Annotated in this window: 20 protein-coding genes; 7 read left to right on the top strand and 13 right to left on the bottom strand. The window is 46.2% G+C overall.

Annotated features, from left to right (window positions below):
* Positions 1–213: 213 nt before the first annotated feature.
* The 4 genes from QUB11_RS10380 to QUB11_RS10365 form a co-directional block, all read right to left on the bottom strand.
* Positions 214–2,214: a chromosome partitioning protein ParA gene (locus tag QUB11_RS10380; RefSeq protein WP_333256355.1), complete on the bottom strand. Its 2,001-nt coding sequence runs from the start codon at positions 2,212–2,214 to the stop codon at positions 214–216.
* Positions 2,215–2,272: 58 nt separating this feature from the next.
* Positions 2,273–5,281, bottom strand: coding sequence for a peptidase domain-containing ABC transporter (locus QUB11_RS10375; RefSeq protein ID WP_333200040.1), 3,009 nt, complete (start codon positions 5,279–5,281; stop codon positions 2,273–2,275).
* Positions 5,282–5,413: 132 nt separating this feature from the next.
* Entirely contained in the window at positions 5,414–6,163 is a 750-nt protein-coding gene (locus QUB11_RS10370) for a peptidylprolyl isomerase (RefSeq protein WP_333200038.1), read from the bottom strand.
* A 295-nt stretch (positions 6,164–6,458) separates the two neighbouring features.
* On the bottom strand, positions 6,459–10,262 hold the full coding sequence (locus QUB11_RS10365) for a glycosyltransferase (protein WP_333200036.1): 3,804 nt from the start codon (positions 10,260–10,262) through the stop codon (positions 6,459–6,461).
* A gap of 369 nt (positions 10,263–10,631) precedes the next feature.
* Between QUB11_RS10365 and QUB11_RS10360 the strand changes: the two genes are divergently transcribed.
* From QUB11_RS10360 to QUB11_RS10350, 3 genes are all read left to right on the top strand, one after another.
* Positions 10,632–12,305 carry a methyltransferase domain-containing protein gene (locus QUB11_RS10360; protein ID WP_333200034.1) on the top strand — a complete coding sequence of 558 codons (1,674 nt, stop codon included), beginning with the start codon at positions 10,632–10,634 and terminating at the stop codon, positions 12,303–12,305.
* Positions 12,306–12,380: 75 nt separating this feature from the next.
* Positions 12,381–13,250 (top strand): calcium-binding protein, encoded by an 870-nt coding sequence (locus QUB11_RS10355; RefSeq protein WP_333200032.1) that lies wholly within the window; start codon positions 12,381–12,383, stop codon positions 13,248–13,250.
* 40 nt (positions 13,251–13,290) lie between these two features.
* Positions 13,291–14,118 carry a Uma2 family endonuclease gene (locus QUB11_RS10350; RefSeq protein ID WP_333200030.1) on the top strand — a complete coding sequence of 276 codons (828 nt, stop codon included), beginning with the start codon at positions 13,291–13,293 and terminating at the stop codon, positions 14,116–14,118.
* 169 nt (positions 14,119–14,287) lie between these two features.
* Here QUB11_RS10350 and QUB11_RS10345 read toward each other — a convergent pair whose 3' ends face one another.
* The 3 genes from QUB11_RS10345 to QUB11_RS10335 all read right to left on the bottom strand — a co-directional run bounded on the left by QUB11_RS10345 (position 14,288) and on the right by QUB11_RS10335 (position 16,598).
* The gene (locus QUB11_RS10345; RefSeq protein ID WP_333200028.1) at positions 14,288–15,097 is read right to left on the bottom strand and encodes an MOSC domain-containing protein; all 810 of its coding nucleotides are present in this window, start codon (positions 15,095–15,097) and stop codon (positions 14,288–14,290) included.
* A gap of 117 nt (positions 15,098–15,214) precedes the next feature.
* Positions 15,215–15,514, bottom strand: a complete 300-nt coding sequence (locus QUB11_RS10340; protein WP_333153279.1) for a putative quinol monooxygenase — start codon at positions 15,512–15,514, stop codon at positions 15,215–15,217.
* A gap of 406 nt (positions 15,515–15,920) precedes the next feature.
* Positions 15,921–16,598, bottom strand: coding sequence for a hypothetical protein (locus QUB11_RS10335; protein WP_333200026.1), 678 nt, complete (start codon positions 16,596–16,598; stop codon positions 15,921–15,923).
* Positions 16,599–16,877: 279 nt separating this feature from the next.
* Between QUB11_RS10335 and QUB11_RS10330 the strand changes: the two genes are divergently transcribed.
* Positions 16,878–17,357, top strand: a complete 480-nt coding sequence (locus tag QUB11_RS10330) for a hypothetical protein (RefSeq protein ID WP_333200024.1) — start codon at positions 16,878–16,880, stop codon at positions 17,355–17,357.
* A 118-nt stretch (positions 17,358–17,475) separates the two neighbouring features.
* Here QUB11_RS10330 and QUB11_RS10325 read toward each other — a convergent pair whose 3' ends face one another.
* Positions 17,476–17,979, bottom strand: coding sequence for a hypothetical protein (locus QUB11_RS10325; protein WP_333200022.1), 504 nt, complete (start codon positions 17,977–17,979; stop codon positions 17,476–17,478).
* Positions 17,980–18,406: 427 nt separating this feature from the next.
* Between QUB11_RS10325 and aroA the strand changes: the two genes are divergently transcribed.
* On the top strand, positions 18,407–19,762 hold the full coding sequence (gene aroA / locus QUB11_RS10320) for a 3-phosphoshikimate 1-carboxyvinyltransferase (protein ID WP_333200020.1): 1,356 nt from the start codon (positions 18,407–18,409) through the stop codon (positions 19,760–19,762).
* A gap of 197 nt (positions 19,763–19,959) precedes the next feature.
* Here the strand turns inward: aroA and QUB11_RS10315 are convergent, their stop codons facing one another.
* Complete coding sequence (locus QUB11_RS10315) at positions 19,960–20,397, bottom strand: CAAD domain-containing protein (protein WP_333200019.1); 438 nt, start codon at positions 20,395–20,397, stop codon at positions 19,960–19,962.
* 196 nt (positions 20,398–20,593) lie between these two features.
* Positions 20,594–21,601, bottom strand: coding sequence for a 2-hydroxyacid dehydrogenase (locus tag QUB11_RS10310; RefSeq protein ID WP_333390452.1), 1,008 nt, complete (start codon positions 21,599–21,601; stop codon positions 20,594–20,596).
* A gap of 244 nt (positions 21,602–21,845) precedes the next feature.
* On the opposite strand from QUB11_RS10310, the gene QUB11_RS10305 reads away from it, so the two are divergent.
* Entirely contained in the window at positions 21,846–22,850 is a 1,005-nt protein-coding gene (locus QUB11_RS10305; protein ID WP_333390449.1) for an ion transporter, read from the top strand.
* A gap of 98 nt (positions 22,851–22,948) precedes the next feature.
* On the opposite strand, the gene QUB11_RS10300 is transcribed toward QUB11_RS10305, so the two are convergent.
* The 3 genes from QUB11_RS10300 to QUB11_RS10290 all read right to left on the bottom strand — a co-directional run bounded on the left by QUB11_RS10300 (position 22,949) and on the right by QUB11_RS10290 (position 25,517).
* A complete protein-coding gene (locus tag QUB11_RS10300) occupies positions 22,949–23,683 on the bottom strand; it encodes an ABC transporter ATP-binding protein (RefSeq protein WP_333153286.1) in 735 nt (244 codons plus the stop codon).
* A 255-nt stretch (positions 23,684–23,938) separates the two neighbouring features.
* Positions 23,939–24,595, bottom strand: coding sequence for an energy-coupling factor transporter transmembrane protein EcfT (locus tag QUB11_RS10295; RefSeq protein WP_333390446.1), 657 nt, complete (start codon positions 24,593–24,595; stop codon positions 23,939–23,941).
* Positions 24,588–25,517 carry an energy-coupling factor ABC transporter permease gene (locus tag QUB11_RS10290; protein ID WP_333200010.1) on the bottom strand — a complete coding sequence of 310 codons (930 nt, stop codon included), beginning with the start codon at positions 25,515–25,517 and terminating at the stop codon, positions 24,588–24,590. The genes QUB11_RS10295 and QUB11_RS10290 overlap by 8 nt, the downstream gene beginning before the upstream one ends.
* On the opposite strand from QUB11_RS10290, the gene QUB11_RS10285 reads away from it, so the two are divergent.
* Positions 25,517–25,759, top strand: coding sequence for a hypothetical protein (locus QUB11_RS10285; RefSeq protein ID WP_333200009.1), 243 nt, complete (start codon positions 25,517–25,519; stop codon positions 25,757–25,759). The two genes, QUB11_RS10290 and QUB11_RS10285, sit on opposite strands and share 1 nt — an antisense overlap.
* Positions 25,760–26,238: the final 479 nt, after the last annotated feature.

Below are 26,238 nucleotides of genomic sequence, written 5' to 3'. Positions count from 1 at the left end.
CGATCGATTAACCATAATATCCCGGTCGGGGCGGGTTTTTGAGAGTGTCAATTATTCGCAAGTATTGTTGCTGAACTCGCCCCTACAAAAATCGCGATCGCTCGAACGGACATGATATCATCAGCTTTTCGACTGACAATCAACCGTCAACCATCAACAGTAAACCGTCAACAGTAAACCGTCAACAGTAAACCGTCAACCGTCAACTGTTCGCTACTTAATAGTCTTGAACGTATCCATTTTCCCAGTAAATCGGTTGATAAACATCTGCAAAACACTCCGCTTGCCAATATTGATATTAGAACTCACGGACATTCCCGACTGCAAGTTCACCTCCACTTCATTTGCCTTGCCCTTGTTCAAAACGAACTTCTGATTTTTGAGCTTAATTTTGGTTTTGAAAGCGTAGTATTTCCGCAGTTCAGTAGGAGGCTCTGCATCGCTGCTAATCTCTATCACTTCACCCTCAGCAGTACCAAACTCCAGCGCCGGGAAAGCTTCTACATTCACTTCCACAGGCACGCATTGGTATTTCGTTAAACCCAGTTTCTCTCTGTTAACTTCCTTCTCTGGACAAACGCAACTTTTACCTATTTCGCAGTCAACCTTTTCTCCGTCTAATTGCTTGCCGTGATACTGCTCCAATTTTGCCCGCTTCTGTCTCAAAGCATCCAATACCAGAGCCACATTGCTGTTTTCCAGGTAAACCACTGCTTGCAGACCGTTGTCGTCATCCAAAACCTTGAGCAGCTTTTCAGTTTGCTGCGCTTCGTAATAAGCTTCTTCGCAGCGTGCTGGGCGCGGTTCGCCCGGTTTCACCACCGAATTAATAATGGATTGGCATATCGGATCTTTCGCCATATCCAACTTAGCTTTCTCCTTGGTAGAAGGCTTCAAATCAAAGATTACACCCGATACGGGAGCTTTCATCACTTGAGTGTCGCGGTTTTGTTGAGCCTTTTCTAGCTGAGCGTTCACCTCGGACAACTTTTTCAGGTTTTCCACTTTGAAGCGGCTTAGTTGAGAATCGCTGCTGGCAATTTGTTTCTCGTTTTCAGCAATTTTGGTATAAAGTTCTTTCGCCCAGGTATCCTTGGTGTTTTTTAACTGTTCTTGGGCGCGGGCGATGGACTCCTGAATGCGTGCTTGCTCTCCTTGCTGGCGCTGTATGTCAGCACTAATTTTTTGGATGTCACCTTGACGCGCGTTAATTTCGCCTCGGCGCGTATTGATTTCACCGAGGCGCGTGTTAATTTCGCCTTTGCGAGAGTTGATTTCACCTTCGCGCTGCTTGATTTGATCTTGCTGTTTGAGAACGTCGCTTTGGCCTCTGAAAACATCTTGCTCTTGACGTTCTTTTTGCAGTTCAGCGATGGCTCCTTCCTCCACAAGGGGGGCGAGTCTGCCTAGAATGTTTTGGTTCGACTTCAATACTTGTTGGGATTTCGCTAACTGTTCTTGGGCCAAATCTCTCTGAGCCAGGGCTGATTTTACTTGCTCTTGCGAAGAACTTAACTGCTGCTGAGCATAATTTAATTGGTTCTGGGCAAAACCCAATTGTTGCTGTGCCACTGTCATTTGATCGCCGGCGGCTTTCTCAGCATCCTGAGCTTGCTTCAGTTGTTTTTCCAACTCCTGAACTTGGCCTTGAGCAGCAGCTACGCGAGACAGAAATTCCGATCGATAATTAACATAAAGTCCTTGCTGAGCAGCATCAAAATTTCCGCTTGCTCCCCTGTTGAGGTACAGCTCGTCAATCAAAGCTTGCAGCACTTGATTTTGTGCCGTGAGGCTCTGTCTGTCCCTGATTGTTGATTCTAGATTAGAAGGAACAGGGCCTTGAATTTTGCCGCTGACAACATCTTCATAAAATTTATTTTCCTTTTCCAGAGCTTCTTTAGTTTTCTGTATCGATGTTAAATCGGCACTGGGTGCAAGGGGGTTGAAAGTGAGCAGAGGCTGGTTCTTTTCCACACGATCGCCATTTTCAACGTGAAGTCTCACCACAGCGCCCGTAGCAGGTGCTTGGATGTCTCTAGCACCATCTTTGAGCTCCAATTGGCCCACAGCGGGGACAGCTTGCTCTACGCTAGCAAAATAAGCCCACACTACAGCAGAAGTGGTCATCAGCATGATCATCCACAAAAACAAGTGCGACCAAATCGCTGGTTTTTCGAGAATGACTGGTTGCTCAGAAAGTATTAACGATTTCATAGCCATTTGTTAGTTCTCAGTTGTTAAGCGTTAGTGATCAGTTGTGAGTTGTTAGATATCAGGTATTCGATGACTCTTGTTGTTGGAAGAGGCAGTAGTAACGCCCTTTAAGAGCCATTAATTCTTTATGAGTTCCCCGCTCGACTACAGAGCCTTGATCCATCATAATAATTACATCAGCGTTTTGGATGGTAGTCAGGCGGTGAGTAATGAAAAACACCGTGCGGCCAGCAAAAGCTTCTGCTAAGTTATTGCAAACTTGGCGTTCGGAATGGTAGTCGAGGGCGCTTGTAGCTTCGTCCAAAATCAGCAGTTTCGGGTTTTGCAAAATCGTCCGGGCGATCGCCAAACGCTGCCTTTGACCCCCAGAAAGCGACGAACCCCGCTCTCCGACTATCGTATTGTAGCCAGCAGGCAAGCCCATAATAAAATCGTGAGCTACCGCTAATTTTGCTGCTCGCACAATCTCATCCGTACTCGCATCGGGATTGCTCAGAGCAATATTTTCCTGTACCGAGCAGTTAAACAGCAAAGTATCTTGCAGCACCACCCCAAGTTGGCTGCGGAGCGAATATAATTCCACCTTGGCAATGTCATAGCCGTCAATAAAAATCCGGCCCGACAACGGCGGATAAAGACGCTGCAACAGCTTCATCGCCGTACTTTTACCGGAACCGCTTCCCCCCACAATTCCCACAAAACTCCCAGGGGGAAATTCCAAATTAACATTAGCCAATTGCAGTGCGCCGCTCTCCAGAAATCGGAAGGAAACCTCCTCATAGGTAACCTGCCCTTGAATTGCCGGCAGCGGGATATTGCTCCGGTCTTCATCGCTGGTTTCCGTCGGCGTATCGACCACATCCTTAAGCATATCGATCGACATCGAGACTTCTTGGAAACTCTGCCAGACGCTCACAAAACGCAGCAGCGAACCAGTCACGTTCCCGGAAATAATTCGGAAAGCAATCAACTGACCCAAAGTAATCTCATTTCCCAGTACCAAATAAGCTCCCACCCACAACTGAGCTAAGTTACCCACCTGGTTTAAAAAGCCGCTAATCGTACCGGCAGTAGTCCCCGTGATAATTGTTTTAAAACTGGCTGTAATGTATTTTGCGTAGCGGCTCGACCACTCCCATCGGGATTTCAATTCAATATTTTGAGCCTTAACAGTTTGAATCCCGCTGACTACTTCCACTAAATAAGATTGAGAGTCAGCAAAACGCATATTTCTCTGTTTTATCAGGCGCAGCACCAGCGGATTGATTAGAACAATCATCAGCCCCAGTATCGGTACCACTGCCAAAGATACTGCCGTTAGCTGCACACTGTAGGAGAGCATCACGGCGACGTAAACCACCGAAAATACCGCATCAAGAACCACTGTCAGAGCTGTACTCGTCATGAATTCCCGAATCTGGCCCATCATGCTGAATTTGTAAACCAGATCTCCGACGCGCCGATTGTCAAAGTAATTCTGGGGCAGCCGGAGCAAGTGGTCGATTACCTCCGCACTCAATTTGACATCGATGCGGTTTGAGGTATCTATAAACAAAAAGGTACGCAAACCGTTGAGCAGTCCTTCAAACAGGGCAACACCTAACAGAAACGCCCCCAAAATATCCAAGGTGTCAATGCTGCGCTGACCTAATACTTTATCAATAATTACTTGGCTGATTAATGGGTTGGCAAGACCAAATAACTGTACAAAAAACGAAGCGAGCAACACCTCAAAAAACACTGTCTTGTGTTCCATCAGTGCGGGCACAAACCACCAGAAGCTGAACTGCTCTTTTTGTTCAACTTGCGGAGCTTGCAGCAGCAGGACTTCTCCTGATTCTCCCCAGATTTCTTTAAACTGAGGTATCCGCTTCCGCATTAACCCTTTTTCGGGTGTCGCCAGCACTAATTCTTGCTCGGTAATGCTGTAAATAATGGCAAAGCTGGTTTCCCATTTAATCATTACGGGCGCTTTGATGCGGTTGATGGCTTCTGCAGGCACTTGCGCCAATTGGGGCGTGAGGCCGATGCTTTGGGCGATCGCCCCGCAGGCTTGCATACTGATAGAACCGGCGGTTTTTAACTGATTTTCTAGAACTTTGCGGATGATATCTCGACGAAACTTGAGGCCGAAATACTTGCTCAACATCTGGAAGCAAGCAAGCGGGGCCTCAATCTGCCCTTTGGCGCGGAAAACTGGGTATCTCCCGGCATCCTTTGGTTGGTCGGTTTTGGGTTCTGGGGGACGATCTGGGGCGTCTATAACCGCGATCGAGGTTCCGTTGGGCGGATTCTGCCCAGAGCCTCCTGTCTCTGTCGTGCCATTTAATGAGTCTGTTTCGGGTTGGGGTTCGGGGGGTTCCCGGAAGCCGACCAAGCGAGCGCCGAGGCGGCCTTCTACTTTTAAGGATTTGGCTGCGTTTTCCACAGAGAAGCGGCTGCCGGTGGGAAAGTCGCCCAAGACGCCGCTGCTGACGAGCCAAATTCGATCGGCATCTAGCTCTTTGGCGATGTCTTGAGTTTTTTTGTTGCCGTTTGGTACGTTGACAACTGTCGCATCTTGCCAAGCTTGCAGGGTGAGTTCCTTGAGATTGGAAGTGCCGTCGGCTTGGCGTTGCAATTCCAGGCTCAACAGTTCAAATACTTCGCTCAAGGAACAGTGTTCGCGAAAGGCTTCTCCAAAGGTCGGCTGTTTTTCCAGTACGCTCAGGAAATCTTCGGCGGGTAGGACGATCGCGATCACATCTGTAGAGGCGATCGCCGTTTCGCAGGGAACTCCCCTGAGCAAGCCAGCCCAGCCCAGGATTTCCTTCGACTGCACCAACCGTAAACTTACGTGGCGCTGCGAGCGCTGGTCAAAGCCCAGCAGCCGCGCCTGGCCTTGATAGATAATTGCCACCTGAGTCGGCATTTTTTCCCGTTCAAACAGGGGTTGCCCCGTCCGGTAGCCAAGGAGTTGGCATTTAGCCACCAAGGCTGTCAGAGCCGTCTCTGACAGTCGGTCAAAGGGAGGTGTTTGAGCTAGGAAATCCTGAATTTGGGAGAGGGAAACAGCGGAAGAAGTCATCCAATTTTAGATTTTAGATTTTAGATTTTAGATTGAATCCACAGATGAATCCAGGGGGTTTTTGTCAGGATGCTACGCTTTTTCAAGTCTCCACGGATAAATCCGGGGGCCCCTGACCCAATTGCTTGATTGTCATGAAATTGAAGACACAGAGGAGAGGGGCTGTAGCGGGCCTATTTGCGATATCTGTTCGGCGAGCCAGCTTTCAAAGAGTTCGTTAATCAAGTGCAGCCGCATCGATTCATCGAGTTGGGCCGGCATGAACTTTTCTAGTCGAATAATTACCATCCATTCTGCCAGAGGACGCGGCGTCCAGAGTTGATTTGGCTGGCTGACGGACAAAAGTTTGCTGATTGCCGGGTGGGGCTGGCTGAGGGGTACTGGACCCAACAAGCCACCTGACTTGGACTCCGGCCCTTCGGAATAGTCGCGGGCCACTTCAGCAAAGGTTTGTTCCCCTTCGAGGATGCGAAAGTAAAGTTCGTTTGCCAGTGCTGGATTTTTGGTGCGTACCAGGGAATAAACTACGTGGTCTAGGCTGGCTTTGCGGGTTAAAAAATAATTATCTACTTTAGGTCTCCAAGTGGCTTGCTTAAATTTTTCGATCAGCAAGGGCCTAACGGCCATCTCTTGAAGTTCTTCTTCCGTCATATTTTGGCCGCGCAGCCAAGCTTCTTTGGCTTCCGGGGCTGTCAGTTGGTGTTGTGCCAGAAAGTTCTCCACGGCGGATTTTCGTTCTTCGTCGCTGCAAGTAAAGGATGCGATCGCTTGGTCTACTATTACACCCCGCAAGAATTGTGGCATCAACTGATACCGCTTCAGGAGCGATGGCATATCCTGAGCTTGCAGTAATTTATCGCCTATTTGAAAAAGTCCTGTCATTTTTTTATCTCCAACTGACTTGCGCTTCCCCTTTTAATTTAGCTGTGGCAGGAAAAGAGCGACAACCACTAACCCCTCGATTCCCCGATGATAGCAGACCGTCAGTGGGCTAGCGCTATTGCTGTCTATTTCTTGACGTTCTGCCTAGCGAGGGGTTCCCCGCGGGTCTCATAATGGTAGCGGGATGCGAGAGTTGGAGAGTTGGAAAATCTTTACTTCTGCCATCTTCCTTCTTGCCTCAACATCCATCCGTTAAATCCCGTACACTGCTTAGTTGCTGAACTTCCTTCTTCCTTCACTCTCGCAATAGTCTTTCAAAGAGTGTTCCGAGTTGGGTCGAGCAAGCGCGACTGTCGAGATATTTCGGGTTTGCCGCCATTTTTTGGTGGATTCGCTCGCGGTAGTGCCGACGCAGTTCTGGGTTGGTTCCCAGTGCTGTGCTCAGCTCTAAATAAGAGTTCTCGCTGTTTGCTACCAGTTCCGGAAGTAGTAGTTCTTCGAGCACTGCGGCTGATTGTCGCGATCGAGTTGTTTGCCCTTTTCTTACCACTACAGGTAATCCGGCCAACAGGGGTTCTGCTAAGGAGCAGGCACTGCTGTATGGATAGGAGTCTAAATATATATCAGCCAATTCCAGACATTTTATGCAATCGGCGCGAGATGGCAGCGCTTTAATCACAACTAAGCGCTTTTTGTCAATCCCAAATTCGGCAAAGAGCGATCGAATTTGGTTGTAAAAAGGCACCGTCGGATAGTTTTCTGAGCGGGAACTAAAGGGATACAAAACTAAAATAGAATTTGGTACGGCAGCAATAATTTTTGCCCAAGTTTCTCTCAATTCTGGGATAATTGTCAAAGCTGGAGCGCCGGACATGAACACTACAGATTCGTCGGTGGCTCCCCAACTCCTGCGAGTCGGTTCAACTCTGCCAGGTGCTGATCCTACAGTATAGCTTAAACAAACTCCCGAACCTTCTAAACTAATTAATTTTTCGCGATACTCTGCGGCTGCACCTGCAGGCAATGTCAAATCTCCGGCAATGAAATAATCAATATTTCGGGCGCCGGTGGTTGCGGGGGTTGATGCAGCAGTAGCTATTTGCACCCGCGCTAGTCGGTGCAGGCACAGCAGCGCGCTTGGTTGAGAAGTGTCGGTAGTATTGGTGCAGATTAGCAGAATATCTAAATCGTGCGATCGCATTTCTCGGACTTGATTGGGCAAATCTTCTGACAGTTGCACCAGTTTGTCAGCGCAATTTTCGCAATATTTCCCCAGTCGCTCGTCTTGTACCTGGAAATAGTACACGATAATTTCAAACTTGCTTCTGTCTAAATATTCCAAACTCCCAATTGCAGCACGAGTCTCGGATTCATCACTAATTTTATCAAGCAAAAAGCCAACTCGGATTTTAGTTCTTTCAGGTTCTATCAGAGAAAAATTCCATTCTATTTGACAGCCGATATTTTTCAAATAAAATTCCAGAATATCAGCTCGCTGACTCAATATATTGAGCAGATTAATCTCGCTCAAATACACAGCTTGGAAGCTAACATTTTTCGCAATAAAAGCCGCCAAATAACGCCAAACTTCTGAATCGGGAAAACTGGCGATATTAGCAGCGACGTACTTGATTAACTGCTGGAAATATTCAGAGTAACTTTCTACTTCCCAGTTTTGTTTAAAATAACCGGGAGACTGAAATATAAATTTCAGAAAATCCTCAAAAAACCACTGGGGAATCGCTGCATTTTTATACTCAAGTGGCAACTGATAAGCGTCGCGGTACAGCATCGCTGCGAGGAGATATTGCATCTTCTCGGCAATTTCCCCTCCTTCAGCAAGTTTCGAGGATAACTGCTGGATCAAACTTTGTTCTGACTCGGTTAAACTTTCATTTTTGAGCGTGCTATCTAGTAGCAATTTATGAGCTTTTCCCGCGTCTTGCGAGTAAGCCGTTTCTAATTTTTGCGCTGGCAAATTCAGCCAATATTCCGCTAGCTGTTGGCGGTATTGGCGGAGTTGCGCGAGAATAGGCTGTTTTGATGGCAATTTATTGTATTGCTCAAGCAGTGCTGACAATTCAGATAAACTCGGCTGGGTTCTCAATGCCAACTTTTGGCGAATTGTCTGTTTGATTTGTTGATCCAGGAAACTGTAATCAGGACTATTTAGTAGTTTTTTGTAAAATCTGACTACATCTTTATGGTTTTCCCCAGCGGCGAAGTTTTTCCAAGTTTGTTGTTCGGGATGAATCCGCAGTGAGGACAGTTTTTCGTCTACAAATCCGATATGATAGTTCCCCATGATTCGCCACCACATATCTAAGTCTACATACTGAGATAATCCCGAATCAAATAATCCTATTTCTTCAAAGACTCGCGCAGCAATTAAGACGGTACTAGGTTCGCCAATTTTGTTTATCGGGTTATTCAAGCAGCTAGTATCTGCCAGTAATTCTTTTCCGGGCTGAATAGATTTTAAATTCGACCAACTTTTATGCAAATCTTTAATTGATTGGGAAGCTCTCCGCAAAATTGGGTTAGATTCATCTTCAGCTATGGTGATGCCGCGCGGGGAGAAAACCATACCTATTTTGGGGTTTTCTTGGGCGAGTGCGACCATTTTTTCAATACATTCTGGGGCGAGTAAATCGTCTTGAAAGAGAAATTTAATGTATTGACCTTTTGCTTGGGATATGCAAAAATTCCAGTTTTGTGATAAGCCGTAGTTGCGGTGCAGTATGATGCGGAAATCGACTGAGGTTTGTGATTGGAATGATTGGGCGATCGCAACTGTTTCGTCTGTGGAGCCGTCATCGGATATAATCAGCTCTATGTTAGGGTAAGTTTGGGCCAAAGCACTTTGAATCGCTTCGCCAATAAATGCCACTCCGTTGTATGTCGGAATACAAATACTAACTAAAGGTTGTGCATTTTTTACTGTCGCCCCCTGAGAGGACTTTTTCCGTATTCCGCCCTCCAAGCTTTTGAAATTATCTGTAATTCCGGCAATATATTCAAGACGGTTTTGAATTTTTATCCCGACTGTTGGCGGATTCAGTAAAGTCTTAATTTCATCAGCCGCTATTCTTCCAACTTGCTGAGCTTCCCGGTAATTGTTGAAGACATGACGCATTAAATCCGCAGCGTGTTCGACATCCGGTTCGGCCCAAACATTGCCTTTTTTGTAAGGCCCGCAATCTTTCTCTATTGGGATTAACTTATACTTGACTAAATAGCTATTGCCGACATTCATAAATTCTGTATTGGATGAATAGCCGGTGGCAATTACGGGTTTCCCGTAAAACATGGCTTCAGCCATTGTTAAGCCAAATCCTTCGCAGCGGTGCAGCGATACATAACAGTCGCAATTATAGAGCAAGCCGTTAAGTTTATTTTTGGACAAATATCCGTCTAGATGTTTGATATTTGAATTATTTGCTATGGCTGAGTTTAAGGATGCTTGCGCCGCTGAAAATTTGTGGGAATTAGAAGATTTGATGACCAATAATACGCTGTTATCTTCCCCAAAAGCTTGCTTAAATGCTTGAATTGTCGCCAAAGTATTTTTGCGCTCTATGCGGCTAGAAAAGTCGAAGACAAACAAGAAAATAAATTTATTTTTCGGTAAATTCAGTGCTTCTCTTTTCAGGGAAGGTGCGGGGAGAGCAATACTGGGCATGATTTTGATAACCGGAATTGGCGAGACTGCGGAAATTGCCTCGGCGCAATAGTTGCTGTAAGTCCATATTTCCTGAAAGTGATTAAATGCTGGCTGCCATTCTGGGGGAAATGCGGGAAGTTCCCAAGCCCAAAAGCCGATATTGTATTTGTTTTCAAAATAGGTGGAACCTGTATGTTTGATAAAGGTTGCAACTTCATCGGCGTTGACTTGAATTAAGTTTACAGGATAGGGATTATCTTGGCTAAAATTTTGATAGGTGGTGTCTTTCTTGCGGTGAGGACTGCGGGTAAAATTGTTGATGACGAAGGGAATGTTGGTGGCTTCTGCGGCTCTGATGTTGGCTCTGACACCTTCTCCTATGCCAAATTCGCCGTTGATGTAGCCGGCGATGTTCATTCCTAGATTAGGCTTCATAGTTTCTAATGTATTTAGCAAATTGTTGTGTTGATTTTTGGAAAAAAAGCAGAATTAATGGAACTCCTCAATCGCGTTAAATGAGGATAGGGGTTAAGAATAAATTATAAATTTGCTCAATATTTGCTAAGATATAACAATCATTGCAGGATGGGTGAAAAAGATTAAATGAACCGCAGAGGGCGCCGAGAACGCAGAGGAAGAGAAGAGAGGGAAGAGAAAGAGTTGGCAACAGAAAATTTGGTGCTTGACAAATGTGCCGATCGCCATTGTATACTGGCATCGCAATGCTAACCTTCGGCTGGTTGTCTGTCGGCATGGGTGGCTCTGTTGTATTTTACGATAAACTAATCAGGAATTTTAGAGAAAGTGATCGATCGCGTCAACCACGACCTCTTGAAGCTGCTACCGCCGGATGCTAAAGTCATTGTTGAAATTGGCTGCGGTACGGGTTCGACGGGCGAACAGTACAAGCTGATCAATCCCCATTGTCAGTATATTGGCATTGAATGCGATCGAGAAAAAGCTAAAATTGCAGTCGATCGGCTAAACTGGGTGACGGTAGCCGATATTGAAGAAATTGCTCTCGAAAGTCTCGACATCGCCCCAGGAACCGTCGATTGTTTGGTTTTTGGCGACTTGCTACCCTATCTCAAAAACCCTTGGGAAGTGCTCAAGCAGTACAGTGGTTTGCTGAATCCAGAGGGGCAAATTCTCGCCAGAATCCCTAATGTTCAATACTGGCGGCGAATTGTCAATCTGTTGCGGGGACAGTGGGAAAATCCCGACAACAAGATGCAGCACTGGTTTACCCTAGAAAGTATTAAATCACTATTTGCTCAAGCCGGATTGCAGGTTTATGAATTTCAAGGGAAGGGACACAAAACCGAAAATTTTGTCCAGTTTCAGCAATTGCTGCATCCAATGGTACAGGCTTTAGAGCTAACATCGAGCAGTTTTGCTACGGAAACCGGTGCTGAATATTATATCGTGCGATCGACCAAATCGACCGTACCTGCGCGCAGACTGCTGATTCAGACTATCATTATGGCTCCTACAGGGTGCGATCGTGTGCGAGTTTTGGAACCGGACAAATTTAGCGCCACAATTCCCGGTGTCCGCACCGTATCCGGCGTGAAAACAGCAGGATTAATTCCCCCCCTACCGGAAGAAGAAAAAGTCTTCATTTGGCAGCGGACAATCATGCAATATCCCGGCTATATTCCCCAACTCAAAGAACTGTTGCAACAAGGCTATTTAATAGTAGCTGAAATTGACGACAACCCCATTCGCCGCCGCGAATACGCCGACAATAATTACCTCAGCTATCGCGGCTGTCACTGCGTTCAAACTTCTACGGAACCGCTAGCAAAAATTTTGCGGTCTTACAATCCTAATGTTACTGTATTTCCCAATCAATTAGCTTATCTACCTCCGCCGCGAGTTTATCCCGCAGAAGAGACAGTCACAATCTTTTTTGGTGCACTCAACCGCGAAAAAGATTGGCAGCCGATTATGGCAGCACTCAATCGAGTTTTAGTCGCACACAAGCACCGGATTCGAGTTAAAGTAATCCACGACCGAAAATTTTTTGAATCCTTGAAAATACAGCAAAAAGAATTTGAACCATTTTGCAGTTACGAACGGTATCAAGAAATTATGTACAGTTGCGATATAGCTTTGCTCCCGCTTGTTTCCAACCCGGTTAACGAAACAAAATCCGACTTAAAATTTATTGAATGTGCAGCGCGGGGAGTAGCGGTGCTGGCAAGTCCCACTGTGTACGAAGATTCGATAGTCGAAGGTGAAACAGGATTGATTTATAGATATGAAAAAGAGTTTGAAACAAAACTAAATTCGCTGATTTCTGACACTTCTCGACGCCGGAAAATAGCCGCGAATGCTTACGAATGGGTGCGGGACAACCGCTTGCTGTGCGGGCACTACCGGCAACGCCGAGATTGGTACTTACAGATGCGCGACGAGTTGCCACGTTTAAATGCTGAGTTGCGCGATCGCCTGCCGGAGTTATTTGGTGACTAAGTGCGGTAAGATTTATAGGGTTATTGTGCGATCGTTCTGTTTTATTGTTTAATTTCTAATTGTTACTCCACACCAATGCGAATTCTATTCACTATTGCTCACTTTTACAATCCCAGCGGCGACGGGAAACACGCTTCCCAGCGAAATGATCCGCAACCACGACTAAATGCTTTAACCGCTTGCGTGACATCGCTGCAAGCTTTGTACGGCAAATCTCAGTCCATGATTGACATTCGCGAATGTGCAACTATCCCAGCAAATCAATCTCAACAGCACGAAATTGACATTGTTGTTTGCACTACTCAAGGTTATCATCTGTTGCCTCAACTGCCAGTGCAGCCCAGATGTTTTATGCACCATGCTACCAAATGCGAACCGCTGCTGTTGGGGTTTGAGTGTCAAGCAGTTTTGCGAGCGTGTCTTAACAAATACGATTATTTCTGTTATTTGGAAGATGATTTAGTTCTGCATGATCCGTGGTTTTTTAGTAAATTAAAGTGGTTTACGCATCACGGAGGAAATGGGAATTTGCTGCAACCTAATCGCTATGAAATAGCGCCTAAAGGCGCGGTTTTTAAAGCATATGTTGATGGTAATTTAGCAGACTCAGCGACTTCTGCGTTTCAAAATGTAGAGGAGCAGCGGCAGTTAACGGGAAAAATCATGGAACAAAAAATCGCTTTTGAGCGGGCGTTGAATCCTCATTCCGGCTGCTATTTTTTGAATGCGGAACAGATGGCACACTGGGCTAAGCAGTCTCATTTTTTGGATAGGGATACTAGCTTTATCGGCCCGCTGGAAAGCGCGGCAACTTTAGGAATTATGCGGACTTTTAGAGTTTACAAGTCAACTCCTGCTTATGCTAATTTTTTGGAGATTCAACATTTTGGAGCGAGTTTTCTGAATTTGATTGGTAATAAGGTGAGAGTGCCGGAAGCAGGATGAGTTAAGATATTCAGGTAAGCTGCAATACTTGAGAGGTAGCATGACCCCGGCAACCGAAAAGATTGTCCTTCCCTCTCCCTTCCCCGACCACACTCAACTGCCAGAGGAAGACGGCACTTTTGTGAAGAATTTTCAGGAGCATCCTCAGAGCATTATTTTGACTGATTCTATCGGGTCGGTATTGCAAGGGCTTCATCCCGATGGGCAATATGCTATAGGGCAAGACTGTGGCATCTACTGGCGAGAAACAGACCCACTTGAAAAGGGAGCAGAAGCTCCTGATTGGTTCTACGTGCCGAACGTGCCACCAACACTAGGAAATCAGATTCGTCGCTCTTACGTGCTGTGGCGCGAATTCATGGCTCCGATGATTGCTTTGGAGTTCGCATCGGGAGACGGTTCAGAAGAGCGGGACACAACGCCACTATCGTACTCGGAAGTTGGAGCGGCGCAAAGGCCTGGGAAGTTTTGGGTATATGAGCGGATCATGCGGATTCCGTATTATGGCATCTATGAAATCAATAGTGGCAGGCTGGAGGTTTACAGCCTGAACAATGGGTTTTACCAGCAGTTGCTTCCGAACGATCGCGCTCATTATCCGATCGCGCCAATGGGCGTAGAATTAGGACTGTGGGAAGGCAGTTATCAAAACCAGACAATGCTGTGGCTGCGGTGGTGGGATAGCGAGGGTAATTTGCTGCTGACAGGTACAGAACGAGCTTCCTTAGCAGAGCAGGCTTTGAGTGCAGAAGCCCAAGCGCGGCGGGATGCCATCCCTCGGTTGTTGGCAATGGGATTGAATACAGAGCAAGTGGCAGAAGCACTCGGTTTATCTGTAGAGGAAGTTAGCCAGCATTCACAATCTTAATGTCGCTTTTTATTAAGAGACTATTGACTTGTAGGGTGCATCTCACATCTTGCACCATTCTCATGAACAGGCAAGATATTCTCCTGAACAGGCAAGATGCCTGTTCCACAAAGAATGAGTTTTCTTGTGGGGAGTAGGGGTTGGGCATCCTGCCCGCCCGTAAGTCCTACTATTTTACAGCAGTCAAAACATCGCCGATTTTAACTGTGCCACTGTTGATAATTTTGGCTAAAACTCCTGTTTGTGCGTGACCGAATTCCTGTTGCAGTAAACTGAGTAGGGAAATATCCCGATCGCCTGTTTCTGGATTCACTTCTATATTGACACAGCGACCGATTCGTGCTGTAACTTCTATGCGCGCTGTGCCTAATTGAAACTGTTTTCCGATCAACTCAAATTCTGACCAAGCTGCCATACCTTCTAGCACAATGTTCGGGCGAAATCGGCCCACGTCAATGTTTTGAACAGCAATTTCTGTTAATTGGTCTAATGTGGCTTGGCTGAGTAAAGAAATGTGTACGGGTTCTCGATCGGGATAACGAGTTTCGCCGCTGGTGTCGCCGACTAATTGCAAAGGGGCAAACTGCGGGTGTCTCGCTTCTTTTGTCGGTTCAATTGCCGCCAAATATTCTGTGAAAAAAGCGCCGATGCGATCGCGCCCCGCTGCTGTGTTCGTTTCTGCGGATAACACTGCAACTCCTTCACGCTGGACTGTTAAAACGGCAGTTTCCGGTTGATAATGACATTCTAAAGCTGCTAACAAAGGCCAATCGTTTTGGACGGCAAAATGTTTTTTGCTCATCCAAGGCACATTGTCAGCAGGCATCTTTGCAGCTTCAAGATTATCTGCAAACATTAAGGCAAAAGCTCGATCGCCCTTAATTCCGTGCCCGGCTGTTAAAGCAAACTCCGACATTGCTTGGGGTGTCAGCCCTTTAATTGGATAAATAAATAACTGTTTTATTGTTGCAGGTATCATAATTTTTAGGAAGTTACTACAATTTTAACTCTCACTCTTGTCCCCCCCCTTACTAAGGGGGGCTAGGGGGGTCGAAGCTAATTCAAAAACCTTAATCAAATTGCTATAAAAACCCGATTAAGCTAGCAACTCATAGCGGCGGATATCTGGAGGCCCAACGGCCAAACCGTCTAATTTCTGCACGGCGTCTTGAATGTGACTTGAACCGAGATGTAGTTCGAGCAAATCAGCACTTTCCCACTCTTCAACATAGGTAAAATCTGTGGGATCGGCTTGATTTTGCAGGAGTTCGTATTTGATGCAGCCTTTTTCTTTGCGAGTGGGTTCTATAATGCTCAGCAGCAGAGATTTAAGTTCTGCTACTTTGTCGGGAAAGGCAGCGAGGCGGGCGACTACTCGCAAGGTTGTTTTGGACATAGGAGAAAAAAGTCACAGATAGGACGATCGAATTTACCGATTTTTACTTGGCAAACTCAGCAAAAGACGATTTTACTTAAAATAACCTAAAGAGATCGAGCGGTCAATCGATTTTAGATTTTAGATTTTAGATTTTAGATTAAAGAATTGCAGCATTGACTTGCGCGAGATAAATACGTTCGGCAAGTTTCATCGGATACAGGTTTTTTATTTCTGGGTTCTGAGTCTGCTTTCGGAATGAATCACGTGGCGGGTATCCTGGATGCTTTCGGTCAATCGCAGTAAAATCAGCCCAGGACGCGCTCAATTCTCAGAAACCAGGTTTGTTGCCAAATTATTCGTTACCAACCGCAGAGCGTCGTATAAACCGGGTTTATAGAGATATTTTGGCAAATACCGGAGGCACTCAATCTTTGGGATAAAATCGCTTGTTTTCTGTAGAATATTCCCAGGCGAGATCCTCTGGGTCTTTTTCGCGGCTCCACTGAGCAAACTCCGGCTTAAGTTTCCACTTGCCGATCGTACTTGCGTGAACTTTGAACCTGCGGGAGAGTTCCGTCTGGGTAAAAGAGATTTTGGGCTTTTGAGGAGTCTTGGTTTGAGCAATGGGGAATAAATTTGGTTTTTTATCTTGTGCTTTTTCCCGATTTGTGGGAGGCTCTTGAACAGCTATTGCCACATTAGCTGTTTCGCTTTGATTGACAGTTGGAGCTATTTGAAAATAATACAAAATTCCGCCTTGTTCCGTCACCTCAAAATCCGCTGCAAACTCAGAGGCTCGTTCGTCGAGATACTCTTGAACCTTTTCTCCGGGGAGTTTTGCATTCATCGCCAAATCCAACGCCGTAACTCGCCCTTGATTTTCCTTGATCAACTTATAGAAAACCGAGTCTAAATGAGCGAGTTTGTGTTTTTGTTGCTGGTGGTAGAGCTTGTAAGCCCAAGCAATGCCCGCTGTGGTGGCGATCGCCCAAAACATCCTTCCCGACTCGAAACTGGCAACCGCCGTCAAGGAAATAGGCAAAAGCAGGGTAAGATATCCCCAAATGCTTCCCTTCTTTAGGTTATTGCTGTTTTTGACCATAGTTCCTAAACAGGTACGTAGTTTAGCTTAGTAGAGCGTGTCTCAATGTCGCGAAAGTTTTTCGACAGTCGATATATCGATCGGCCCGCTGACACACCCAAAAACGGATACTGTGCCGCGTACACTCGCCTTGTGGACAATCCCTAATTTTAGACCAAAGTTCCAGCTCCTTTGATTCAATGTCGCAAGTAAATCGAAAATCGAAAATCGAAAATCGAAAATCGAGTGACGCACTCTACGACAAAATCCCAGAATCTACTTTTTTGCAACCGAGGGTTCATGTACTTTTTTCGCAAACAGATTGCCATCTTGCTGATAGTTGTTGCTTGCTGTACGCTGACGATTAGTTGCAGCGATAGCCGAACTATCCAGTGTACTAAATTTACTGAAATTGTCAACAAAGGCAACGCTCTCATTGATGTTGATAAAGACAGCAACGATGCTGCAACTACCGACAATTTAGCTAAAAATTTGAACCTGATAGCGAATGAACTTGAGGAACTGCGAATAACAGATCCAACCCTCAAAGAAATTCAGGAGCCATCGGTTAAATCCTTCCAGGAAATTAGTCAAGCACTCGGCGACATAAGCAAAAGTCTTCAGGCTGCAAATCTCGCTTCTACAAGTATAGAAGGTCGAGAGCAAATACAAACAGCTCAAGCAGATATTATCAGAGCCGGTCAACAGGCGAATCAAGCAGCCGCAAATCAAGACGCTTTGACTAGCAAACTGATTAATTATTGTAAGGGCGATCGCTAAAGGCTAAGAGTTTGGAGTTTTGAGATGGCCACGCGAACCCCAACAACCCACGGGGGGTGAATGAATTTGAGGAATGCGTCGCCTTCACTTACTATCTACCCCTTTGCAATTACCCAATTTAGTGATGAATTTCTAGATTCAAAATATAGCGACCGAGTTGCACTTTCTCCGACCACAACTCGTATTCTAACTGCAAGTGATCCGGTTCCGGCTTTCCTGTCAGCGTCAAGTTGCGAGTGAAGTTGCGGAGTCGCAACTGTTCGGGAGTCGCCAGCGATTCGCCCTGAAGCCAATAACGGCTCAGGCCGTACATTCCTCGTTCCCAGCAGTGGCGGTAACTGTATTTACCGTTTCCTTGCATCGTCATAATGACTCGATAGGGCGAAACTTCTAGCCAGAGCAACCGGGGTTTTGTAGTTGGGGGTAAGATTGTAACTTGCTCGGCAGATTCGTTGGAACCGTCGGAAAATTCGCGATCGATTATTGCTGGTTCGTGTAACAACAAGTGAAAGCGATCCCGGTCTTTTTGATAAAGGGTAGCAGCGGTTTCAACGACTGACCACAAAGGTAAATCTGTGGAGACGAGCGATAAACTTACTGGCTTGCGGTGATGGGTCAGCATAAATAAAAGTTTAGGGGTTGTTGTGGATCGGGCGGTTTGAGATTTGAGATTTTAGACTTTAGATTTTAGATTGGCTGGGTTCCAAATTCCGGAGCTTTTGCTTAAAAAAATGAAAAATCTACAACTCGCAATCGAAAATCTAAAATTGTTCAGTCAAACTTCAATCATCTGGTCGATAACTGAGAGCTGGAGATGAAATCTAAGCAGATACACGGATAATATTTGTGAAATTAATGTGAAATCCGTGCCGTTGCGTCCGCACTCCCGTGTCATCGAGAACTGACAGCGGAGTCTCCGGGCGAGTTTAATCAGCCTTTAAGTTAACCGGACACATTGGGAAAAAACCCGCAGGCCGTACAAAAGACGACTAACTTAGGACTGAGAAAAAGGTAGGATAGCTAACGCCATCTAATCCTAGTTTATCTCAATGCAAGCTGACATTATAACTACTACGCTTCTTGACAAAAGCCAAACTTTAAGCATTCAAAAACCGGCCTCGGGCTTGTCGCTGGTGGGGAGGATTCGAGTTCCCGGCGATAAGTCGATTTCTCACCGAGCTTTGATGTTGGGTGCGATCGCCCAAGGTGAAACTACTATTGAGGGACTACTCCTAGGAGAAGACCCCCGCAGCACGGCTAAATGTTTCTCGCTCCTGGGAGCCAAAGTTTCGGAACTCAATGCAGAACGGGTGACAGTCCGGGGCGTTGGAATTGGCGAGTTAGAGGAGCCTGTAGAAGTCTTGGACGCGGGTAATTCCGGCACGACGATGCGGCTGATGTTGGGAATTTTAGCCTCTCATCCGGGGCGTTTTTTTGCGGTAACGGGTGACAGTTCTTTGCGATCGCGCCCCATGTCGCGCGTCATTAAACCGCTGCAACAAATGGGAGCGCAAATTTGGGGCCGAAAAAGTAATTCTTTAGCTCCTTTAGGGATACTCGGACAGCAGTTAAAACCGATTCACTACCATTCTCCGATCGCCTCGGCTCAAGTTAAATCTTGCATTTTGCTCGCCGGTTTGATGGCAAGCGGAGAAACTACAGTCACAGAACCCGCTCTGTCGCGGGATCACAGCGAGCGGATGCTGCGAGCGTTTGGAGCCCAATTGAGCGTCGATCCAGAAACTTGTAGCGTGACAGTCACTGGGCCGACACAACTGCAAGGGCAGAATGTGATTGTACCGGGGGATATTAGTTCGGCGGCATTTTGGCTAGTTGCTGGGGCGATCGTTCCGGGTTCGGAACTCGTAGTCGAAAATGTCGGCGTCAACCCAACTCGTACAGGCATTTTGGAAGCTTTGGAAATGATGGGGGCCGACATTGAACTGCAAAATCAGCGAGAGGCGGCCGGGGAACCGGTAGCGGATATTTTGGTTCGCAGTTCCGGCCAATTGCGGGGATGCACCATTGCGGGCGACTTAATTCCCCGACTGATTGACGAAATCCCGATTTTGGCCGTAGCGGCGATCTTTGCGTCGGGTACTACAATAATTCGAGATGCGGCCGAGTTGCGAGTCAAAGAGAGCGATCGGCTGGCCGTGACTGCTGCCGAACTCAACCGCATGGGAGCCCAAATTTCCGAGTTACCCGACGGTTTAGAAATTACCGGGGGAACTCCTTTGACCGGCGCGGATGTTGACAGCTACACCGACCACAGAATAGCGATGAGTTTGGCGATCGCAGCCCTCAACGCCACAGGTATTACTAACATTCACCGGGCAGAAGCTGCTGCCATTTCCTACCCCGACTTTACCGCCACTTTACAACAAGTTTGCCATCCAAATTGAGAGCGGGAGACATAGAGACAGTCCTGGACGCATACACTGTATCCGTAGGGTGCGCCGGGCCGCGCACCTTACCACTAACAATAGCGGATCGAATCATTTTTTTTCCTTAGTCCTGCTGAGAGAGCGGGAGACAAAAAGAAAAACAGTTAAATTCATCCGTGTATCCGTGTCAAAATCCGTGTTGTGCCTTCCTTCCTCTAAGAATCTTTACCTACAACTTGTTCTTTTAAAGAATCAATTTCCGTTAACAACTCTTGGCGATTAGAAGCCTTGAGCAGATAGCGGTAAACAAACCAACCCGTATATCCCATGCCAATCAACTCAAAAACTGGAGCTACCAAAGGGACATCATTAAGAGCTCCTAACACTCCCAGCATTACCTTAATACTAATACCGCCTGCCAGAATTAAACCAACAGTTATGAGGGGCTTTTGGTAGTCAGCAAAAAAATTGGATAGATAGGCTGGGAGTTCCGACAAAATTGTAATAACTTGGTCTTTAATATCTTGGAACTGGCTTGCCGTTGTTTCTGTGGTTGTCACTGTAGTCATGACTCCCGGTTTGTCCTCCACCAGATCTACTGTGACGATTTCAGTGACTGTTTGTGCGTCGTCCGAAAAGTTAGCTTGTGTCATTGGATACTTCCTCCGTTGTCAGGTAAAATTGCAGGCTGTGAATTGCTGCCAGTATAATTCTCCGGCAATTAGCACAGCATCCGCGCTGCAGGGACTAATTGATGAGACTAAGGCAGAGTTTCACAAATTGCAAGCAAAAATAACGATATGACTTGATTTTAAACAATTGCCTTCGCTGCCAAATCGCTCTTTTGACTCATTTTTTCACTTGATCGAGGTCGATTTGATTCGGGCAAGGGCGTCCTTGTTCAAAGTCGGTGATATTGCCGATCGTGGTTTCGGCGATATTTTTCAAAGCTTCCTCGGTGAAAAAAGCTTGGTGTCCGGTAATCAGGACGTTTGGAAAAGTCAGCAAGCGCTGAAATACGTCGTCTTGAATAACGTGATTTGACAAATCCTCAAAAAACAGATCCGTCTCTTGTTCGTAAACATCTAATCCGAGGTACCCAATTATACCAGATTTCAGTGCTTTGGTGACAGCTTTAGTGTCAATCAACTGACCGCGGCTGGTATTGATCAGCATCATCCCTGGTTTCATTTGCTCGATCGCCTCTGCACCGATTAAATGGTAAGTTTCCGGTATCAGCGGACAGTGCAGGCTGACAATATCAGAGGCGGCGAACAGTTCCGGGAGTGCGACGTATTCCATGCCTAGGGCGAGGCAATCTGGGTTGTGGTAAACATCGTATCCCAGCAAGTGACACCCGAATCCGCGCAGAATTTGGGCAGTAATTGCGCCAATTCTGCCTGTTCCGACGATTCCCACCGTTTTGCCGTGGAGGTCAAAACCCAACAAGCCATCTAGGGCGAAATTGCCTTCGCGGACGCGGTTGTAGGCCCGATGGATTCTGCGGTTGAGGGACAAAATCAAAGCGACTGCGTGTTCTGCCACTGCGTAGGGAGAATAAGCAGGAACTCGCAGCAGAGTTAGCTCTAAATCCTTGGCTGCTGCTAAATCGACGTGATTGAATCCGGCGGATCTCAGGGCCAGCAAGCGGACGCCTTTTTCGGCAATGCTAAGCAGCGTTTTCGCGTCCAAGCAGTCGTTCACGAACGCGCAAACGGCCGGAAATCCAGCAGCCAAAACGCTGGTTTCCAGGTTCAGACGCGGTTCAAAAAAAACTAAATCGTGTTTGCCGCCGACATTCGCTGCTTCCAGAAATGTGCGATCGTAGGATTTGGTGCTGAATACGGCTACCTTCATGATTTTTGCCTGCAAATCCAGTAATAGTTGGGAATTCTTTCCAGATTAACTCTAAATTTTACTAGAGCGCCGTTGCCCCAAACAACCCACTTTCCATGAGAAATATTGAGTTTGGCAACAAGAGCCTCTTTGAAGAAACCATTTTTTTAGCTTTAGGGCAACTCCTGCTGATTTTTTTGAATTTAATTGCTTAGACTGTAGTCAACCGCCAGCGTTAATTGCTAAGTTTTTAGGACAAACTCAGATGCGTAAAAAAATCCCGACTTTAATTTATGAAATTTTAGAAACCTCAGACTCTAGCAATTTATACAGTTTAGCCGATGATGTTGTCATAACTTGTTTAATCCTGATCAATGTCGCAGCTTTTATTGCTTCTACTTCGCCCACATTGTCGCCAGAACACACATCGCTTTTGGCAAATATCGAAATTGTTTCCTCCTTAGTATTTACAATAGAATATATTTTGAGGCTATGGGTGTCTACAGTCGATCGCAGATACAGCCACCCGCTTTGGGGAAGATTGACATATGCTCTGACACCCCTAAGTTTGATAGATTTAATTTCCATCTTACCTTTTTACTTATTGCTGTTATTTCCTAGTTTAAACTTCGTTAACTTAATTCGTGTTATGCGATTGTTGCGCTTGCTAAAAATGAGCCGTTATTCAGAGTCAGTCCGAACTCTGGGAGCAGTGTTGTACGCTAAAAAAGAGGAGTTGATTGCCACTGCATTTGCAGTTTTTATTCTGTTAATATTTGCCTCTAGCATCATGTATTTTGTTGAATACGAGGCACATCCCAAAGCTTTTGGCAGCATCCCCGATGCAATGTGGTGGGGAGTTGTGACATTAACTACTGTTGGTTACGGCGATATTTATCCCATCACTCCTTTAGGAAAATTGTTAGGAGCCATGTTAGCATTTTTGGGAATTGGAATTTTTGCGTTACCGGCAGGGATAATTGCTGGGGGTTTTTCCGAGGAAGTCCAAAAGAGAAAGCAGGAAAAAAAAGCTGAAAATTCAGAGGAATTTGCGAATTGTCAATCGGTCAAAAGGCTGGCGGAAATCGAGGTCGGCTTTGAAGAAAAGCAAAGGGCGATCGCACTTCATCTCGAAACTTCATCAGAGTTGATGAAATTCTGTGTTCAAATGGCAAAACAAAAGTTAGGAAGTGAGTTTGAAAATGAACAAATCCTGCGCGATTTAGCTATTCATTTGTACAATGAGACCGTCCGCAAATTCGAGCTTTAACTACAGATATATATTGCCTGTAATTGCCCCCCCAATCCTTACCATCGCTTGTGGTTAGTTATGACTGCTTTTGGTCATGACTAATGACCAATTTTTTATTACCAATCGGGCGGCAAATTGTAATATTCGAGAGTTGATTTATCTGCCAGCAACTCTTTAGTTTTCCTGTCAATTTTAATCTCACCATCCGCCAAAACTAACGCCCTTTGAGTCGTTTTTCCGATCCAATTCAAATTATGAGAAGCGATTAAAATTACCTCGATCGGCAATTGGGACAAAACAGACGCCAAGTGACGCCGCCACGAGGGATCTAGTCCGTTGGTCGGCTCGTCTAAGATTAAAATTGCCGGCTCTAATGCTAAAATTGCTGCCAAGGCTGCTAATCTTCTTTGACCTCCCGAAAGTTCGTGGGCCGAACGGTTGGCAAATTCTACTAAACCAAATTCGTCTAATAGTGATAAAGCTCGATCGCGCGCAACTCCCGGCGGCACTCCGTAATTGCGCGGCCCGAACATGACATCCTCTAAAATAGTCGGCATGAATAGCTGGTCGTTAGCATCTTGAAAGCAAAATCCAATCTGCCTGCGCGCCTGCGATAAAGTCGCCTCTTCCAACTTTTTTCCCTGCACTCTAATCTCGCCCGCTTGAGGCATTTTTAATCCGATCAAGTTTTCGAGCAAAGTGCTTTTACCAGCACCTGTCAGGCCGAGTAGAGCAACTCTTTCTCCCGGTTGCAAAGTAAAAGAAATTCCCCGCAATACTGGCTTTTGATCGGGATAGCCAAATACTAAATTTTCTACTTCGATTGTTGGCACGGATTTTAGTCTACTCAAGTTTTATTTTCCTCTATTTTAGGATTAAGAGTGTTTAACCGCAGAGAGCGCAGAGGGCGCAGAGAGGGGAAGGGAGAAGGCAAAAGGTAGAGGAATGAATTAATCAATTACCAATTCTACTCGCTCACAGGCTCTGCCGGGGAACGCAGATCGGGAGGCTCTGCCTCCAATTTTCCTCCGCAAGAAGGGAGGCAGAGCCTCTGGATATGGATTCCCAGGCTCTGCCTGGGAACCAGTTAAATGCCCAATGCCCAATTACGAATAACCGTAAGAAGCTATTGTTAATCCGGCTGCTATTACAATTGCTAGTGTCAGCCACAGTCGCTCTTTTGGTGTTGATTTTGAGTCGGCAGGTAAAGCTCCTTGATATCCCCGAATTAGCATGGCTGCGTGTACTCTTTCTGCCCGATCGAGACTTCGCAAATAAAGCGCTCCGATCATGGAAGCACTGGCGTAGCGCAGCCATCCTCCGGTACCGGACAAGCCCCGGAGTTGGGCTGATATTTTCATGCGGTTGACTTCGGACAGCAGGATTTCTAAGTATTGTCCTGTTAAAAGTACAATCTCTTGCAAACCTGCTGGTAGGGGTAATCCTTTGAGGGCGATTCCGAAACTGTGGGGTGGCAAAGTTAGCAGGAAGCTGTTCATAATTAGCAGGCAAATTAGGGAACGCAGCAACAAAAAACTGGCACGTTCCCAACCTTGGGGCAGCACTAATAAGGAGAGAAAAATCAATTCTGCTCCCAACAGTTGCGCTAGGGTTCGCATCGGAGCTCTGAGCCAAAACGACCAAAAAAGTGCGATCGCCCCATAAATTCCCAGCCACAGCCAAGCGCCTGTCTTTAGAAAACCCATGCCAATCACAATTGTGAGAGACATTCGCAATCGAAAAGGTATGGAGAGTTTAGACATCTTTAGGTTTTACCACCAACTGAGCAATCCCAAAAGCCGCGCCGAAGCTGAAGGCAGACCCTAAAAGTCCAGCAATGCTAGTACCAATAGGCTGTTCTTCTAATCCTTTAACTGTGTAATCTGCTAAAGGAGTGGGATTTTCGATCGCCACAGCTTCTTTATCTTTAAAGCCGTATTTTTCGGCTACCGCTTCTAACCCGTCAGGCCAACTTGATGCGAACAGTGAAAGCACCCCGGAAATTAATAAAACTCCGATTACTGGCACTACCCATTTCTGCAGTTGTGGCTGTTGTCCCGGCAGTAAATCCGGCCGCACTTTGACGAGATAAGTTAAAACGCCGGCTGTAATTACCCCTTCGCCAATGCCAATTAAAATATGTACGCCTACCATTCCTGGCAATGCGATATTGAGCCCTACTGTACCAGAAATTGCCAGTTCGATCGCCACACAAATCGAAGCAGCCACGACGCTGAGGCCAGCGGCGATGCCCGCGGCTAGGGGCAAACGATTTCTGGAACCTCCCAAAAGTTGCTGCAATGGCTGCAACAGCCACCAGCCCACCCAAATGCCAACTAGCCCCATGTTAAAAATATTGGCTCCCAGGGCGGTGATGCCCCCGTCGGCAAACAAGACGCTCTGAATTATAAAAACTGTACTCATCGCTAAAGTTGCCGCCCAAGGGTTCCCCAAAACCACAGATGCCAGCGCCCCTCCCAACAAGTGGCCGCTGGTACCGCCGGCTACGGGAAAGTTGATCATCTGGGCTGCAAATACGAAAGCTGTGGTTAAGCCCATGATTGGGGCTTGTCGGAGTCCAAGACTCGCGCGGGTTCGATTTAGGGCAACTGCAATTACTGCTGCACTTGCTATGCCGGTGGCAACGGCTACTGGCGGTGAAAGAAAACCATCAGGTATGTGCATTGATGTATCCCAAACGAGAGAAGTTCCAGCCCTTTAGTCAACTATTTTTTACAAAAATTTACCATCCCCTGTGGGGGTATTTGTGCGATCGCGCGATCGGGGGATTGGGGGCGGGCGATCGCTTATGGGATATAGATTACCGCCTCATGGGCAGAATTTTGAGGATGAGAAATTTTACATTAAATAATCCTGAAGAATTATTCGGATATTTTACCGACTACCCTCACCTTGAAGCTTTTTGATAACAATTATCAATATTTGTTTACAGATTCAACTTCAAACCGGATTCATTCCAACGCGCAGACTCAGGACGGATAAATAAAAAACCTGTATCCGATAAAGGAGCCCCCGAATTTATCTCGCGCAAGTCAATGCTTTAATCTAAAATCTCAAATCTCAAATCTAAAATCGATTGACTTTTCCCATCGCAATGTGGCGCGTTAGCCAAAAAGAACAGTTTCGCGGTTTTCAGGTCAAGTCTTTGACAATCGAGGGGTAAAATCCCGCTAATGCTGTTGCCAAGGGGGTGCCTAACCAGCTATTGCGAGTAACAGTGCGCTTCCGGCTGCAAATAATTCCAGTTTAGCTGTTGACACCCAAAAACAACTGCCTGACAAGTCTCCAGAGGTTGTACCTTTCACTAATAAGTAGTTAAGCAAAATTAATTACATAATTATCTCCAAATTCTTTAAGAATTTTTTCTACAGATGAAACAAGAGAT

Origin of the sequence: Microcoleus sp. B6-A1 (assembly GCF_036705085.1) — a bacterium.
In the GTDB taxonomy this organism is placed as follows: domain Bacteria; phylum Cyanobacteriota; class Cyanobacteriia; order Cyanobacteriales; family Microcoleaceae; genus Microcoleus.
The sequence above is the reverse complement of the archived record's forward strand: the minus strand, read 5'-3'. Positions and strand labels throughout refer to the sequence as shown.

Coding starts and splice junctions, on each gene's coding strand:
- QUB11_RS10380 (WP_333256355.1), bottom strand. CDS start 2,214: ATGAAATCGTTAATACTTTCTGAGCAACCAGTCATTCTCGAAAAACCA.
- QUB11_RS10375 (WP_333200040.1), bottom strand. CDS start 5,281: ATGACTTCTTCCGCTGTTTCCCTCTCCCAAATTCAGGATTTCCTAGCT.
- QUB11_RS10370 (WP_333200038.1), bottom strand. CDS start 6,163: ATGACAGGACTTTTTCAAATAGGCGATAAATTACTGCAAGCTCAGGAT.
- QUB11_RS10365 (WP_333200036.1), bottom strand. CDS start 10,262: ATGAAGCCTAATCTAGGAATGAACATCGCCGGCTACATCAACGGCGAA.
- QUB11_RS10355 (WP_333200032.1), top strand. CDS start 12,381: ATGCGAATTCTATTCACTATTGCTCACTTTTACAATCCCAGCGGCGAC.
- QUB11_RS10350 (WP_333200030.1), top strand. CDS start 13,291: ATGACCCCGGCAACCGAAAAGATTGTCCTTCCCTCTCCCTTCCCCGAC.
- QUB11_RS10345 (WP_333200028.1), bottom strand. CDS start 15,097: ATGATACCTGCAACAATAAAACAGTTATTTATTTATCCAATTAAAGGG.
- QUB11_RS10340 (WP_333153279.1), bottom strand. CDS start 15,514: ATGTCCAAAACAACCTTGCGAGTAGTCGCCCGCCTCGCTGCCTTTCCC.
- QUB11_RS10335 (WP_333200026.1), bottom strand. CDS start 16,598: ATGGTCAAAAACAGCAATAACCTAAAGAAGGGAAGCATTTGGGGATAT.
- QUB11_RS10330 (WP_333200024.1), top strand. CDS start 16,878: ATGTACTTTTTTCGCAAACAGATTGCCATCTTGCTGATAGTTGTTGCT.
- QUB11_RS10325 (WP_333200022.1), bottom strand. CDS start 17,979: ATGCTGACCCATCACCGCAAGCCAGTAAGTTTATCGCTCGTCTCCACA.
- aroA (WP_333200020.1), top strand. CDS start 18,407: ATGCAAGCTGACATTATAACTACTACGCTTCTTGACAAAAGCCAAACT.
- QUB11_RS10315 (WP_333200019.1), bottom strand. CDS start 20,397: ATGACACAAGCTAACTTTTCGGACGACGCACAAACAGTCACTGAAATC.
- QUB11_RS10310 (WP_333390452.1), bottom strand. CDS start 21,601: ATGAAGGTAGCCGTATTCAGCACCAAATCCTACGATCGCACATTTCTG.
- QUB11_RS10305 (WP_333390449.1), top strand. CDS start 21,846: ATGCGTAAAAAAATCCCGACTTTAATTTATGAAATTTTAGAAACCTCA.
- QUB11_RS10295 (WP_333390446.1), bottom strand. CDS start 24,595: ATGTCTAAACTCTCCATACCTTTTCGATTGCGAATGTCTCTCACAATT.
- QUB11_RS10290 (WP_333200010.1), bottom strand. CDS start 25,517: ATGCACATACCTGATGGTTTTCTTTCACCGCCAGTAGCCGTTGCCACC.